The sequence below is a fragment of the [Bacillus] enclensis genome, assembly GCF_001456935.1.
Taxonomy (GTDB): domain Bacteria; phylum Bacillota; class Bacilli; order Bacillales; family Bacillaceae_B; genus Rossellomorea; species Rossellomorea enclensis.
Window position 1 is genome coordinate 1,165,350 of the sequence record NZ_KQ758482.1, and the last position, 13,077, is coordinate 1,178,426.

At 42.7% G+C, this 13,077-nt stretch carries 19 protein-coding genes; 6 read left to right on the forward strand and 13 right to left on the reverse strand.

The window, feature by feature from the left end; all coding sequences use genetic code 11:
- Nucleotide 1: 1 nt before the first annotated feature.
- Together yqeH and AS034_RS05905 are read right to left on the reverse strand one after the other, a co-directional pair.
- Nucleotides 2-1,102, reverse strand: coding sequence for a ribosome biogenesis GTPase YqeH (gene yqeH / locus AS034_RS05900; protein WP_032087572.1), 1,101 nt, complete (start codon nucleotides 1,100-1,102; stop codon nucleotides 2-4).
- Nucleotides 1,099-1,620: a YqeG family HAD IIIA-type phosphatase gene (locus tag AS034_RS05905; protein ID WP_032087571.1), complete on the reverse strand. Its 522-nt coding sequence runs from the start codon at nucleotides 1,618-1,620 to the stop codon at nucleotides 1,099-1,101. Before AS034_RS05905 ends, yqeH begins: the two co-directional genes overlap by 4 nt.
- Nucleotides 1,621-2,004: 384 nt before the next feature.
- Here AS034_RS05905 and AS034_RS22270 point away from each other — a divergent pair, with 384 nt between their 5' ends.
- Entirely contained in the window at nucleotides 2,005-2,145 is a 141-nt protein-coding gene (locus AS034_RS22270; protein ID WP_071618992.1) for a sporulation histidine kinase inhibitor Sda, read from the forward strand.
- A 62-nt stretch (nucleotides 2,146-2,207) separates the two neighbouring features.
- Here AS034_RS22270 and AS034_RS05910 read toward each other — a convergent pair whose 3' ends face one another.
- Entirely contained in the window at nucleotides 2,208-2,990 is a 783-nt protein-coding gene (locus tag AS034_RS05910) for a phosphatidylserine decarboxylase (RefSeq protein ID WP_032087570.1), read from the reverse strand.
- 167 nt (nucleotides 2,991-3,157) lie between these two features.
- On the opposite strand from AS034_RS05910, the gene pssA reads away from it, so the two are divergent.
- The gene (gene pssA / locus AS034_RS05915) at nucleotides 3,158-3,697 is read left to right on the forward strand and encodes a CDP-diacylglycerol--serine O-phosphatidyltransferase (RefSeq protein ID WP_058297832.1); all 540 of its coding nucleotides are present in this window, start codon (nucleotides 3,158-3,160) and stop codon (nucleotides 3,695-3,697) included.
- Nucleotides 3,698-3,744: 47 nt separating this feature from the next.
- On the opposite strand, the gene AS034_RS22940 is transcribed toward pssA, so the two are convergent.
- Nucleotides 3,745-3,882: a hypothetical protein gene (locus AS034_RS22940; protein ID WP_169792802.1), complete on the reverse strand. Its 138-nt coding sequence runs from the start codon at nucleotides 3,880-3,882 to the stop codon at nucleotides 3,745-3,747.
- Nucleotides 3,883-4,053: 171 nt separating this feature from the next.
- Between AS034_RS22940 and sigK the strand changes: the two genes are divergently transcribed.
- The gene (gene sigK, locus AS034_RS05920; protein WP_032087568.1) at nucleotides 4,054-4,767 is read left to right on the forward strand and encodes an RNA polymerase sporulation sigma factor SigK; all 714 of its coding nucleotides are present in this window, start codon (nucleotides 4,054-4,056) and stop codon (nucleotides 4,765-4,767) included.
- 115 nt (nucleotides 4,768-4,882) lie between these two features.
- Here the strand turns inward: sigK and AS034_RS23310 are convergent, their stop codons facing one another.
- Nucleotides 4,883-5,017 carry a hypothetical protein gene (locus AS034_RS23310; RefSeq protein ID WP_272867396.1) on the reverse strand — a complete coding sequence of 45 codons (135 nt, stop codon included), beginning with the start codon at nucleotides 5,015-5,017 and terminating at the stop codon, nucleotides 4,883-4,885.
- 268 nt (nucleotides 5,018-5,285) lie between these two features.
- Between AS034_RS23310 and AS034_RS05925 the strand changes: the two genes are divergently transcribed.
- Complete coding sequence (locus AS034_RS05925; protein WP_032087567.1) at nucleotides 5,286-5,609, forward strand: ArsR/SmtB family transcription factor; 324 nt, start codon at nucleotides 5,286-5,288, stop codon at nucleotides 5,607-5,609.
- A 98-nt stretch (nucleotides 5,610-5,707) separates the two neighbouring features.
- On the forward strand, nucleotides 5,708-6,574 hold the full coding sequence (locus AS034_RS05930) for a permease (protein WP_058297833.1): 867 nt from the start codon (nucleotides 5,708-5,710) through the stop codon (nucleotides 6,572-6,574).
- Nucleotides 6,575-6,660: 86 nt separating this feature from the next.
- On the opposite strand, the gene arsC is transcribed toward AS034_RS05930, so the two are convergent.
- Genes arsC through AS034_RS05945 form a run of 3 tightly spaced genes read right to left on the reverse strand, consistent with a single transcriptional unit; the run spans nucleotide 6,661 to nucleotide 8,758 of the window.
- Nucleotides 6,661-7,080 carry an arsenate reductase (thioredoxin) gene (gene arsC, locus AS034_RS05935; RefSeq protein WP_058297834.1) on the reverse strand — a complete coding sequence of 140 codons (420 nt, stop codon included), beginning with the start codon at nucleotides 7,078-7,080 and terminating at the stop codon, nucleotides 6,661-6,663.
- A 24-nt stretch (nucleotides 7,081-7,104) separates the two neighbouring features.
- Nucleotides 7,105-8,394 carry an arsenical efflux pump membrane protein ArsB gene (locus tag AS034_RS05940; RefSeq protein ID WP_058297835.1) on the reverse strand — a complete coding sequence of 430 codons (1,290 nt, stop codon included), beginning with the start codon at nucleotides 8,392-8,394 and terminating at the stop codon, nucleotides 7,105-7,107.
- Nucleotides 8,395-8,413: 19 nt separating this feature from the next.
- Nucleotides 8,414-8,758, reverse strand: a complete 345-nt coding sequence (locus AS034_RS05945; RefSeq protein ID WP_032087563.1) for an ArsR/SmtB family transcription factor — start codon at nucleotides 8,756-8,758, stop codon at nucleotides 8,414-8,416.
- Nucleotides 8,759-8,937: 179 nt separating this feature from the next.
- Between AS034_RS05945 and AS034_RS05950 the strand changes: the two genes are divergently transcribed.
- On the forward strand, nucleotides 8,938-9,414 hold the full coding sequence (locus AS034_RS05950) for a GNAT family N-acetyltransferase (protein WP_249922574.1): 477 nt from the start codon (nucleotides 8,938-8,940) through the stop codon (nucleotides 9,412-9,414).
- A 338-nt stretch (nucleotides 9,415-9,752) separates the two neighbouring features.
- Here AS034_RS05950 and AS034_RS22670 read toward each other — a convergent pair whose 3' ends face one another.
- The 5 genes from AS034_RS22670 to AS034_RS05965 all read right to left on the reverse strand — a co-directional run bounded on the left by AS034_RS22670 (nucleotide 9,753) and on the right by AS034_RS05965 (nucleotide 13,030).
- Nucleotides 9,753-9,908: a hypothetical protein gene (locus AS034_RS22670; protein WP_156416137.1), complete on the reverse strand. Its 156-nt coding sequence runs from the start codon at nucleotides 9,906-9,908 to the stop codon at nucleotides 9,753-9,755.
- Nucleotides 9,909-9,941: 33 nt separating this feature from the next.
- Complete coding sequence (locus AS034_RS22275; RefSeq protein ID WP_081941084.1) at nucleotides 9,942-10,082, reverse strand: YrzI family small protein; 141 nt, start codon at nucleotides 10,080-10,082, stop codon at nucleotides 9,942-9,944.
- Nucleotides 10,083-10,622: 540 nt separating this feature from the next.
- Nucleotides 10,623-10,865, reverse strand: coding sequence for a YrhC family protein (locus tag AS034_RS05955; RefSeq protein WP_032087562.1), 243 nt, complete (start codon nucleotides 10,863-10,865; stop codon nucleotides 10,623-10,625).
- A gap of 102 nt (nucleotides 10,866-10,967) precedes the next feature.
- Complete coding sequence (locus tag AS034_RS05960; protein ID WP_032087561.1) at nucleotides 10,968-12,104, reverse strand: bifunctional cystathionine gamma-lyase/homocysteine desulfhydrase; 1,137 nt, start codon at nucleotides 12,102-12,104, stop codon at nucleotides 10,968-10,970.
- A gap of 2 nt (nucleotides 12,105-12,106) precedes the next feature.
- Nucleotides 12,107-13,030: a PLP-dependent cysteine synthase family protein gene (locus AS034_RS05965; protein ID WP_058297837.1), complete on the reverse strand. Its 924-nt coding sequence runs from the start codon at nucleotides 13,028-13,030 to the stop codon at nucleotides 12,107-12,109.
- Between the last annotated feature and the right edge of the window lie 47 nt (nucleotides 13,031-13,077).

Consider the following 13,077-nt stretch of genomic DNA (forward strand, 5'->3'; position numbering starts at 1 on the left):
CCTATATCAAAGATTTTCTCAGGAACACACTGACACCCTTCGGTACGTGTGCGGCGATCGAAGCTCCCGGCTCATTGACCGTGATCCATCCCAATCCTGAGAAAACGATATCCGTCTTCGCTTCTTTTACTTTGAATTCATGCTTTACGAGCTCAGGGAATGTATCCATGTCATCTTTACGAGGCGGTTGGAGCAGTTCCCCGGCATGATTCTCATACAAATCATCGGCCTTCTCCAATTTCGTACGGTGGATCGTCAACTCATTGGAGAAATATGCAGTGAACGGCTGGCGCTCCCCCCTCAAAAAGTCAAACCTTGACAACCCTCCGAAGAACAAGGTCTGCTCCGGATTCAGCTGGAACGTCCTCGGCTTTATCTCTTTTTTGGGTGTGATGATCTTCAGATCCTGTTTATCAACATAGTGGGCCATTTGATGATGATTGATGATCCCCGGTGTGTCGATGAGGGATTCCCCTTCATCAAGTGGAATCTGGATCATATCCAATGTAGTCCCCGGGAAATGGGAAGTGGTGATGACATCCTGTTCACCTGAAACATGCTTGATGATCCGATTGATGAATGTGGATTTCCCAACATTTGTACAACCTACGACATACACATCTTTCCCGTCCCGGTACTTTTCGATTGCCGTGATTGCTTCTTCGATACCGATACCTTTAGCCGCACTAACCAACTGAACATCGACCGGTTTCAATCCCAGTTGGCTCGCTTCATGCTTCATCCAGTGGATCATCTTGGAAGGCTTCACTGACTTAGGCAGTAAATCCACTTTGTTACCAATCAGCAGTATCGGATTTGACCCGACAAAACGGTGAAGACCAGGAAGCCAGCTTCCGTTAAAGTCGAAAATGTCGACTATTTTAACGATCAGCCCTTCTGAATTCCCTATTTCATTCAGGATCTTTAAGAAATCGTCATCCGTCAAAGGCACGTCCTGAACTTCATTATAGTGCTTCAATCTGAAACATCTCTGGCAGATGATCTCCTCTTTCTGCAACGCGGAAGGAGGGGCGTACCCGATGCCTTCTTTATCTTCTGTCTGAATCGCCACTCCACAACCTACACAAACTACTTCGCTCACTTCTTTTCCTCCCACTCAAGCAACCCTTTCCGCTTGAAAAACTTCATGATCCTTCTTTCGACTCTTCTGTTGAATTTCGTAAAGAAACCGTCAGACTGTGCCACCGGTACAACAAGAATGGTATGGAATCCGTTCCTGTTCCCGCCAAGAACGTCCGTCAACAGCTGGTCACCGATTACAACCGTTTCTTCCTTTTTTACTTCCATTTGCTTAATGGCGCGTCTGAAAGCACGCCCCATCGGTTTTCTTGCCTGGAAAATGAAAGGTACCCCAAGGGGATCTGAGAATGCGCCAACTCGTTTTTCATTATTATTCGAAACGATCGTCACAAGAATTCCATTTTCCTGCATTTCTTTAAACCACTGGATCAACTTTGGCGTGGCATTGGGCCTGTCCCATTCCACAAGGGTATTATCCAAATCCGTAATAATGGCTTTGATACCTTTTTCCTTTAAATAGCCGGGACGTATGCTGAATATGTCCTGAACCTGTTCATCAGGTAGAAAATGCTTTAACACCGTCTATACACCTCATATTTCTATGTCATTTAGTACGTACTTTATCCTTAATTAAATTAATGATAACCAATTTTACTTGCAGATTCAAAATAAACCATATTATATGGGCATGGTCAATGAATATGACAACTATTCATAAATATTTTTCGACAAATTTCAAGGCGCCTCGATGCTGTGGATAACCTTATTCACACTATTCACTCAATCCAGGCAGGCGCAGTTTCCAGTTGTATACAGTTTAACCACAACTTATCCACCGGAAACTGTGGATAACGGAACGCTTGTTCTAAAAAAAGTTATTTGGTAAAGTTTAATTACTACTTCAAAACATACAAACAATATGTATCTGATTAAAAATAAATGCCGCTCCCGGAGGTGAAATTAATGAGGAAATTATCGGACGAACTACTGTTGGACTCTTATTACAAAGCACGCCAATTAAAACTGAGCTCTGAATTTATCCGCCTCATCGAAATGGAAATTCACCGTCGATCACTATCACATCGCATAAAAGCAACTTCATAATAAACGGCTTTACTGAGCCGGCTACAAGAAAACGGGACGGATTATCATATCCGTCCTTTTTCTTATTCAATAAAGTTACCAATCTTTTCCCCCATCTTCACTTCACGGGGGACGGATTTGCTGCCCAAAAATTGAAACTTGTCTTTTTCAAATAATAGAATGACTGTGGATCCGAAGGTGAAATAAGCGACCTCTTCCCCCTGTCTCCATATGTCACTTTCGTTTACATACTCGACGCTGTTTACAAACATGGCACCTACCTTGACGACGGCTACTTTGCCCTGCCTGTGCTGCAGCTCGGTGATTTCACGGTAATTTTTAGCGAGAACGGCTTTTCCGTATAGAAGCCCCGAATCATTGACCGGATAGGAATGTCTCCCGAGTGACCATCTGTTCAGCACAGTTCCGTCAACCGGACTGTGAATGCGGTGATAATTCGAGGGGCTTAAATAAAAGACGCCGAACCGTCCCCCTATATAGGATGAAGCTTTATCGTCCGCACCTAACATCTCAAGAACAGAATAGGCCTTGCCTTTTACCATGATCTCAAGCTCATCAGATATCGGACCGGTTTCTGCCAGGAGTCCGTCAACCGGGCTGACAGCATCATTTTCACCAAATTGGATGATCCTTGCATCCCCTTTAAGCTGTCGGATAAAGAAATCATGAAGTGTTGGATACTCCCCGATTTCATCCTGAAGTTCGTCAGTATCGATTTTGTATGTACGTATGAACCCGGGAATAAAAGGCTTGCTCAGACGTGACTGCACGAACTTTCTCAAGACAAAAGACGACCACTTTTTATTAGTCAATTCAATACATAATCGATAGATTGATTGTTTCACGATGGCTCCTTTCAGTTTACAAAACGATACGTATAGCAATTTACTAAGTATATAATAAATTATCATTATATACTATATGGTGAGGAATATTCTTTAATGGATATCATTTTCTTACATGCAAGTGCATATGGATTTTTAATAACATAATAAAAAGGGGTGACTGCCTGTTGCTGCTCTCCGATGTCGTTGACCAGACCGTAAGAAAACTGAAATCACAAACTGCAAATCTAGTAACATTAACCAACCTGTCCCTCGGAGGATTCAGTATCATCGCGACTATTCACCACCAACTGAATTTAAGTCTGATGCTCATTTTCATTGCTGCGTTAACCGACCGTCTTGACGGGATGACCGCAAGAAGACTGAATATCGAATCCGAGCTTGGGAAGCAGCTTGATTCGATGAGTGACATCATTTCATTTGGCGCTGCTCCTGCATTGCTGATTTATACTGCTGTATTGAATGAATTTTCGTTTCCAGGCATGTTTTTCACGATCTTTTATATCGGATGCGGCGCTTTCCGGCTTGCCCGTTTCAATATCACGGAAAATACCGGATATTTCACCGGACTGCCGATCACTGCTGCAGGATGCCTGTTAACACTCAGTTATTTAGCCATACCAGTCATACCTGATGTATTGGTCTTATTCATTACGATTATTCTATCTTTGCTGATGATCAGTTCGTTTACGCTTAAAAAAGTGTAAAAAAAGGCCCAGCGAATCGCGGGGCCTTCTTTATTGTTTAGATTCTACTAACATTGTGTGTAGTACCACCAGCCGCCAAAGAGGAAGAGCAGTACGAGCAGGATGACTGCGAGTGCCAGGAAGAACCCCCCACCGCCGTAATACGGAGGGCAATAATAAGGATAACCGGGATAACCATATGGCATGAGATTACCTCCTTACATACTTACTGTGATTATTATATGAGTCCAAGACCACTCCGGTATGGGCAAATACCCTCATAATTTGGCCGACAGCCTGTATACTTTTCAGGGACGTGCAAGGTGGCGCTTTCTGTTTCATATGCTTCTATATAAGTCCTTCATGGAGGTGTAAATATGTCTGGCGTTCTAACAGCACTGGGGTATTTTTTCAAGGAACTGATATTTCTCGTTTCTTATGTAAAAAACAATGCATTTCCTCAGCCCTTATCTTCAGCGGATGAAAAGAAGTATTTGCGCAAGATGGCTGAAGGAGATGACCACGCACGAAACATGCTGATCGAGCATAATTTACGTTTGGTCGCACATATCGTCAAAAAATTCGAAAATACAGGCGAAGACCCAGAAGATTTAATTTCCATTGGGACCATTGGTTTGATTAAGGCAATCGAAAGTTACTCTGAAGGGAAAGGTACTAAGCTCGCAACCTATGCAGCGAGGTGTATCGAAAATGAAATCCTCATGCATCTTCGGGCGCTTAAGAAAACAAAAAAAGACGTTTCCTTGCATGATCCGATAGGACAGGATAAAGAAGGAAACGAAATAAGCCTGATCGATATTTTAAAATCAGAGACAGATGATGTGATTGATACCATTCAATTAAGCATGGAACTTGAGAAAGTGCGTAAATATATCTGTGTGCTGGATGAACGGGAGAAGGAAGTCATCGTCGGCCGCTTCGGTTTGGACTTGAAAGAAGAAAAGACCCAAAGGGAAATTGCAAAGGAATTGGGCATTTCGAGAAGCTATGTTTCACGGATTGAGAAGCGTGCACTAATGAAGATGTTCCACGAATTTTACAGGGAAGAGAAAGAAAAGAGGGGAAAATGAAAAATCGCACGGAGGTATCCGTGCGATTTTTCTATTCAGATTTTCAGATTTACCGACTGATCTACTTATGGACCAGCCGGAATTCCATTTAATTTTGTTTATGGCTTAATGTTCACTAGCAGCATGGATTATTTTCTGTTGGACAGCAGCTTTCTTCGTTGTGGTCAGTTTCCACTTCTTTGATTTCTATGCTGCAGCAGTGCTTGGATTCTTTACCTTTTTTCCCCAAAAAGATTTTCACAAAATTCATTTTCACCCAACTCCTTTATTCGATTTAAATCAAATATTTTTGATTTATTGTTTATATCAAATTTATTTGATTTATAACAATAGTATATTAGCGATTTTTTAAATGCAACTATTAAATCAAAAAAAATTGTTTTAGTCACTTTTGTAATTCGTCCAACATAAAGTAATGTGAATACATCAAAAAATATTGATTAATTCCTTGACACATGAAAATATTGGATATAAGATGAGGATATCAAGAAGAATTGATTAGAAATGAGGTTCCAGCAATGAAGAAGGAAATACCATTACAAGACATATCCAAACTAAAGATGTTTGAAACGTACGAAGCAAAATTTAAAGCGATCGCGGATCAAAAAAGACTTCAGATCATGAACATCTTGACCGAAAAAGGAGAAATGTGTGTTTGTGACCTGGCTCCGCTTATGGACATGGCCCAGTCGAAACTTTCCTATCATCTTAAAATTCTACTCGATGCAAATATCCTCACCAAAGAAACCAGAGGTACATGGAGTTACTACTCTTTGAACCAAAGCGAGATTAATCATCTCTTATCCGCTGAGCTATGTTGTCTGTTCAGGCCGACATGCTAATTTTTCTGATTTATATCAATTTTTTCTGATTTATATCAATTTTTTTGATTAATACATCAACTTATTTTGATTAATTTAATTGAAAGGGGAAAATTAAGATGTGGGGAGAAACACTAAGAAGCTTTTTTGAGATTGCGCTTGAATTAACGGTTTTGTTTGTATTCATTTCATTTGCCATCAGTGCATTGCAAGGATTCATCCCTTATGAAAAAATCGAGAAGCTGATATCTGGCAGGAATAAAGCATGGGGCGCAGCTGCTGCCATCGTCTTTGCTTTCATTACTCCATTTTGCTCCTGTTCCACCATTCCTGTGGTTGTGAATATGCTGAAAAAGAAAATGCCTTTTGGAATTGTCATGATCTTTTTATTCGCTTCCCCCGTATTGGATCCAACCATCCTCACCATCATGGGAGTGGTTCTCGGATGGAAAGTGACACTGATTTATACAGTGGTCACTGTCTTCCTCTCTATCACCGTTGGAATTATTTTAGAAGCATTAGGATTTGAGAAATACGTCAAAAATGTCATGATGTCAGGCTACAGTGAGGAGGAAAAGAAATTTTCCTTGAAGGGAGCAATGAAAGAAACCCTTCAATTAATGAGAAGTGTATATCCTTATCTTATCCTCGGGGCTGCAGTAGGTGCACTCATCCATGGCCTGGTCCCTACAGAATGGATATCTGGTTTCTTTGGAAGAGATCATTGGTGGTTGATCCCGATCGCAGCCATTATCGGAGTTCCATTGTATATACGGCTATCCAGCATGATTCCCATATCACAGATTTTGATCTTGAAAGGAATGGCCCTGGGGCCGGTGATGGCAATGATGATCAGTTCAGCAGGAGCAAGCCTTCCTGAAGTGGTCCTGCTCAAATCCATATTTAAGAAGGAGCTGGTTTTCATCTTTGTGCTATCGGTAATCTCGATGTCAACCGTCTCCGGATTCATCTTTTATTTAGTCTAATGAACAGTAAAGGCAGCTGCGCAAAAAAGCAGCTGCCTTTTAATTTATTTAGATTATTGTTTCGCAGTGTTGATAACGCAAGGCTTTTATACGCCCGTTTCAGCAAAACGGCTGATTCTTTCACCGATTTCATCACGTACACGCTGGAAGAATGCCCATTTCTCTTCTTCGGTTCCTTCTGCTTTCGCCGGATCATCAAATCCCCAGTGTTCCCTTTTAACATGCGGCGGTGTCATTGGACACTTGTCTGCTGCGTCCCCGCATAGAGTAACAACTAAATCTGCATTATTTAAAATTTCCGGGTCGATGATATCGGATGTTTGATCTGTGATATCGATATCCGCCTCTTTCATCGCCTTTACTGCGTTAGGATTCAAGCCGTGCGCCTCGATGCCGGCACTGTATACGTTCCACTCTTCACCTAAATGCTTTTTTGCCCAGCCTTCAGCCATTTGGCTTCTGCATGAATTGCCTGTACATAGGAAATAGATGGTTTTCTTTGACATGTTGAATCTCTCCTTCGATATTTATTAGATGATTAATAACCATATATAAAGCCCGACCAATGTAATGAACAGGGTTGGGATGGTCAAGATGATTCCGGTTTTAAAATACGTCCCCCAGGAGATCTTTACTCCTTTTAATGAAAGAACGTGGAGCCATAATAATGTAGCGAGTGAACCGATTGGCGTTATCTTCGGTCCGAGATCGGATCCGATGACATTCGCATAGATGAGCGCTTCGCGGACAACCCCGGCAGTATCGGTATCCGCAATTGCAAGGGCATCAATCATGACGGTCGGCATATTGTTCATAACGGACGAAAGAATTGCCGCGATGAACCCCATTCCGACTGTAGCACCGAATAAACCTTGGTCAGCCGTCATCTGGATGACATCCGCCAGCACATTGGTAAGCCCTACATTACGAAGCCCATACACGACGACGTACATTCCAATCGAGAAGAACACGATAGCCCACGGAGCCCCTTTAATGACGGTTTTCGTATTGACAGCAGCACTCCTTCTCGCCATTGCCAAGAAGAAAATAGCGACAATCCCTGCAATGATGGACACCGGAAGACCGATGAATTCACTTGCAAAGTAGCCAATCAATAAAACGCCCAGAACAACCCAGGAAAGGCGGAACATTTTCTTGTCACGGATCGCTTCAACCGGTTTTTTCAGCTGGGAAACATCGTAGTTTTTTGGAATGCTTTTTCGGAAAAATAGATAAAGAACCAGGATACTTGCCCCTAAGGAAAAGAAGTTCGGAACAATCATCCGGGAAGCAAACTCTACAAAACCGATGCCGAAAAAGTCAGCGGAAACGATGTTCACCAGATTACTGACGACCAGCGGAAGGGATGTCGTATCAGCAATGAAGCCGCTGGCAATGATGAACGGAAATACGAGTTTCTCACTGAAGTTCAGGTTACGTACCATGGCTAATACGATTGGTGTCAGGATAAGAGCTGCTCCATCGTTTGCAAAGAGAGCTGCCACAACCGCTCCCAACAGTGAAACGTAGACGAACATTCGCACGCCGTTCCCTTTCGCTGCCTTTGCCATATGCAGGGCAGCCCATTCAAAAAATCCAATTTCATCAAGTATGAGTGAAATGATAATGATTGCAATAAATGCCAGTGTCGCATTCCAAACGATTGATGTGACGTCCACCACATCATTGAAATCGACGACCCCTGCAATCAGCGCCAATACGGCTCCGCCGCAAGCGGACCATCCGATGGAAAGCCCTTTTGGCTGCCAGATGACGAGGACGAGGGTGATGAGAGAAATCACTGATGCTAAAATGATCATAATTGTATTTTACCTCCTATTATTCACAAGAAATGCGTAAGCCCTGCTCTTCCAATTCCTTCAATTTGAAGTCTTGGTTTGGAAGGTGATTGAGAAGGCTTTGGATCAAGGGGAAGAATTCGCTCTCCCGATTCAGGGAGTAGATAATCCACTGACCCCTGCGTTTTTCTTTTACAATCCCCACGTCCTTTAGTTTCCGTACGTGTTGACTTATGGCAGGTTGACTGGCCTTAAATATCTCCACGAATTCACATACGCAGCAGTCATTGGTATCGAGTATCTTCACCATCGTCAATCGGGTTTTATCTCCTAATAATTTTAGTACTCCTGCGGTTTTATCGATTTCAACAGAGGATTCTTTCATCAGCTTACCTCCAGACTATCTTAAGTATCAGTATATTATTATATGCTTATATAATATTTCACTTATATATGGATTACAAGTATTTTTTAGTTGAATTTTCATTTTAAATTTTAGTAAAATTTATGAAAACTTCTAATAGAGAGTGTGGATATCTATTGAAAAGATTATTCATTGAGGAAATGAAACCTGAAGACTGGGCAGTCGTAAGAGAGATTTATTTAGAAGGTATAGCTACTGGGAATGCAACATTTCAAAAAGAAGCCCCCTCTTGGGAACAATGGCACAAGGGTCACGCCAATGAGGGCAGGATTGTGGCACGTACAGCCGATTGTTTACTGGGCTGGGCTGCATTGAGCCCGGTTTCCAGCAGATGTGTTTATAACGGGGTGGCTGAAGTAAGTGTCTATGTTTCGACTCAACATCAGGGTAAAGGAACAGGCAGCCTCCTACTTGATGCTCTGATAAAAGTCAGTGAATCTAATGGGTATTGGACCCTGCAAGCTGGAATATTCCCTGAAAATGTATCAAGTATCAAATTGCATGAAAAGCATGGATTCCGCGTTGTAGGCCGACGTGAAAAAATTGGTAAGATGGGCGGTATTTGGAGGGATACTCTTTTGTTAGAAAGGAGAAGCAAAACGGTAGGTGTCAGTTAGCTATGAGTTTAAAAAAGCGATCCGTGTAAGAATCGCTTTTTTAACTATCTATTCAATGCTGTCATCTAATCTACGCTTACCTCAGCAGCAATGATCATCCCGATCACAGACGTCAAGACAAGACCCATTATCATGGAAAACATTATAATCACTCCTTTTTTGAGTCAGGAATCAACGTTCCTTCTTACTATTAATGTATCACTTTCAACCACCGATTCACCGGTCAAACGTGAACAACTTTTAACTAATGCATGACAGAATTGTGACCGGCTCCAGTCGCCTTGAAGGAGTTGCGATGCAAAAAGGGATGCCCGTTTAAAGTGGCATCCCTTTTTTGATCATCTGTCGTTTCTTTTCATTTTTTTATGAAAGACAGCTGTCCAGACTAAAATATTCAGAAACAATTCTTCCACCCTCTTTCGTATATCTAGGCAGAATCCTTCTCTACCCATAGCGCATTTCTTCTCTTCTCCTGAATGTTCATCATATTTCATTCTCCTCTCCTTATTTGCTTTCAATCCCGAGCATTAATAGATGTGTGTTGTAAATTGCTGCTTTGTTTTTGTTTGTTCGTAATGCTTCATCACGTTGCAGTTATGTTCTGCTTCCTCGAACGATTCTTGTTTCTTTTTAAACGTAACCGTCATGAATAAAAGATTCAGTGTCATACTTATCACCCCTTTCAAAGCCTTTTTCAGGCAGTAAAAAACCGCACAGAGCTTCCTTTCCCCGCACGGCACAAAAAAGCCGCAGGAAAGTGCATTCTCCCCGCGGCTTCATTTAAATTATAATCAGAATTAAATGAAATTCATCCCACAAGCGGTCGAATGGTTTAAACGATATTCTGTTGTTTTAAATTTCTTTACAGCAATGATCATTTCCTTCGACCTCCTTTAGTGTTTTTTTCTTACATTGGTTAGTATATCCAATTCTCCATGAATTGTAAACATTTTCTTTTCAACAAATTTCGATTGATGCAGCATGCTCTATCATACTATTCCCTTACTTCATATGCGAGGCGGCAGATGCTCTATTTTTAATAAGAATGGGTGATACAAAAAAATGAACCCTTAGAAGGGTCCATTTTTATGTCCAGCACCATCGCTTTACCAATCGAGACGTTCAGTCCGCCCAATGAAGTCAAAGAACGACTTCACAAGACGGCCCTCCAACGCTTGTCGGTGCTAAACAAAGCGCTTCCGCTTTTCTTATTCATCCACAGACTGCAGATCTTTTTTATATTTTATCGCTTTGGCAAAGAAGATAAGTGACAGTCCAAGTAATACGATGGTGCCTGACATCAGGGTCATCGTTTTGATTTCCGTCACGGTTTCTGAGGGAATCACCACACCGAGATACATGAATACACTCAGTGCGAGCAGTGTGAATCCATACCGCTTGAAGTCATTCATTTTATCTTGCAGTTTCTTCTTATTTAGTGTGTGCTTCATTTCGCAATCACCTACTTTTGAACTAGTAATCTCTCATTCTATGGTAACATATGCAGACAGACAGCCTGCCATGTAATTGATACCAGTTCTTCCAATGGGGATTTAGCGCGATAAAGCTCTTTCAAGATCTTCAATCAGGTCTTCTGCATCCTCTAAGCCAACCGAGATTCTTACAAGCCCGTCGGTAATTCCCAGCTCGTTGCGGCGCTCCTTAGGGATGGAGGCATGTGTCATGCGGGCCGGAACGGAAATCAAGCTTTCCACCGCTCCCAGGCTTTCAGCCAAGGTGAAATATTTAGTATTGGTCAATAGACGGTCGGCATTTTCTTCACTTCCCACATCGAAAGATACCATTCCGCCAAAGCCTGAAGCCTGCTTTTTCGCGATATCATGATGCGGATGGGTTTCAAGACCAGGATAATAAACCTTTGAAACCTTCGGATGCTGTGTAAGGTACTCAACGATTTTCTTCGTATTTTCTTCATGTTCTTCCATTCTGAGTCCGAGCGTTTTGATCCCTCTGATGAGGAGCCATGAATCCTGCGGCCCCAATACGCCGCCTGTGGAGTTCTGGACAAAGAACAGGTCTTCTGCGAGTTCTTCAGAATTTACGACGACAAGCCCTGCGACTACATCACTGTGACCTCCGATGTATTTGGTCGCACTGTGGAGTACAATATCAGCTCCGAGGCTTAACGGGTTCTGCCAATATGGTGTACTGAACGTATTATCAACAATCGTCAATAGGTTATGTTCCTTCGCAAGGTTGGCAGCCGCTTCAATGTCGGTTATTTTCAATAGAGGGTTTGTAGGAGTTTCAATATAAACCGCCTTTGTATTGTGCTGGATTGCCTTCTCGATATTTTTGAGATCACTTGAATCGACGAATGTTGACTCGATGCCAAGGCGGTTCAGCACTTTCGTCATGACCCTATATGTTCCGCCGTACACATCATCTGTCAGCACGACATGATCTCCGCTGTCAAACATCATCATCACGGCCGTTATGGCAGCCATACCAGAACCGAATGCAAACCCTCTCTTCCCGCCTTCGAGATCCTTGATGAGTTCTTCGAGGGCATGCCTTGTCGGGTTGCCGGAACGGGAGTATTCAAAACCTTTATGTTTACCCACTTCATCCTGCTTGTAGGTGCTTACTTGATAAATCGGTGTGGAAACGGCCCCTGTCTGCGGATCGAGTCCAACTCCACCATGAATCAGCTGTGTTTTCTTTTTCATGATCAGATTCCTCCTTCATATATTTTCTTGCTTAAGTAGCGTTCACTTGAGTCCGGGAAGATCGTTAAGATATGGCTTCCTGGCTTTGCACTTTCTGCTTCAATCAGAGCCGCGTGAAGTGCTGCACCCGAGGAACTTCCTGCCAGAAGGCCTTCCCGTTCTGCCAATTCCTTCACCCTTCTGAATGCGTCCTCATCTGTGACTGTATGGATCCCGTCAAAGTATGAAGCATCCATATAAGCCGGAAGGAATTCCATTCCGATCCCTTCGGTTTTATGCGGTCCGGAGGTTCCACCATTCAGAATCGATCCTTCGGGTTCCACAATGACCGTCCTGATTTCCGGGTTCATTTCCTTTAAGTACCGTGAAGTCCCCATGAATGTCCCGCCCGTGCCGGCACCGGCAACAAAATGATCGATCTTGCCGTCCATCTGTTTCCAGACTTCCGGCCCCAATGTTTTATAATAGGTGGCAGGGTTGGCTTCATTTTCAAATTGACCTGGATAGTAGGAGTTCTCGATTTCTTTCGTAAGTTCCTTCGCTTTATGAATGGCACCTTTCATACCCAGTTCAGTCGGTGTATGGATGATTTTCGCTCCCAGTGCTTTCATCAGCTCCTGCTTTTCGATGCTAAATTTTTCAGGGATGCAAAAAACCACTTTGTATCCGGAATTCACAGCCGCAAGCGCCAGCCCGATTCCTGTATTCCCTGCTGTCGGCTCAATGAAGGTGCCTCCAGGCTTGATTTTCCCTGATTGCTCCGCTTCCCTTAGTAATTCCAGCCCCAGACGGTCCTTGATACTGCCGCCCGGATTGAAGAATTCCAATTTGGCAAATAGACGGACACCGTCCTTTAAAGAAAAATGTGTAAGCTCCATAATAGGGGTATTTCCTATCAGCTCGTGAACACCATTGTACACATCCATTCCTATCCCCCCTTTATTCGAAATGAAAAAAGCCGACCTGTGCAGCC

Bases quoted from the DNA above. Each gene is read 5' to 3' on its own strand.
- AS034_RS05955 (WP_032087562.1), bottom strand. From the start codon at position 10,865: ATGAAGCACACACTAAATAAGAAGAAACTGCAAGATAAAATGAATGAC.
- AS034_RS22270 (WP_071618992.1), top strand. From the start codon at position 2,005: ATGAGGAAATTATCGGACGAACTACTGTTGGACTCTTATTACAAAGCA.
- AS034_RS05925 (WP_032087567.1), top strand. From the start codon at position 5,286: ATGAAGAAGGAAATACCATTACAAGACATATCCAAACTAAAGATGTTT.
- AS034_RS05950 (WP_249922574.1), top strand. From the start codon at position 8,938: ATGAAACCTGAAGACTGGGCAGTCGTAAGAGAGATTTATTTAGAAGGT.
- AS034_RS05960 (WP_032087561.1), bottom strand. From the start codon at position 12,104: ATGAAAAAGAAAACACAGCTGATTCATGGTGGAGTTGGACTCGATCCG.
- sigK (WP_032087568.1), top strand. From the start codon at position 4,054: ATGTCTGGCGTTCTAACAGCACTGGGGTATTTTTTCAAGGAACTGATA.
- AS034_RS23310 (WP_272867396.1), bottom strand. From the start codon at position 5,017: ATGAATTTTGTGAAAATCTTTTTGGGGAAAAAAGGTAAAGAATCCAAG.
- AS034_RS05965 (WP_058297837.1), bottom strand. From the start codon at position 13,030: ATGGATGTGTACAATGGTGTTCACGAGCTGATAGGAAATACCCCTATT.
- AS034_RS05930 (WP_058297833.1), top strand. From the start codon at position 5,708: ATGTGGGGAGAAACACTAAGAAGCTTTTTTGAGATTGCGCTTGAATTA.
- AS034_RS22275 (WP_081941084.1), bottom strand. From the start codon at position 10,082: ATGACACTGAATCTTTTATTCATGACGGTTACGTTTAAAAAGAAACAA.
- AS034_RS05940 (WP_058297835.1), bottom strand. From the start codon at position 8,394: ATGATCATTTTAGCATCAGTGATTTCTCTCATCACCCTCGTCCTCGTC.
- AS034_RS22670 (WP_156416137.1), bottom strand. From the start codon at position 9,908: ATGAAATATGATGAACATTCAGGAGAAGAGAAGAAATGCGCTATGGGT.
- AS034_RS05945 (WP_032087563.1), bottom strand. From the start codon at position 8,758: ATGAAAGAATCCTCTGTTGAAATCGATAAAACCGCAGGAGTACTAAAA.
- AS034_RS22940 (WP_169792802.1), bottom strand. From the start codon at position 3,882: ATGCCATATGGTTATCCCGGTTATCCTTATTATTGCCCTCCGTATTAC.
- arsC (WP_058297834.1), bottom strand. From the start codon at position 7,080: ATGTCAAAGAAAACCATCTATTTCCTATGTACAGGCAATTCATGCAGA.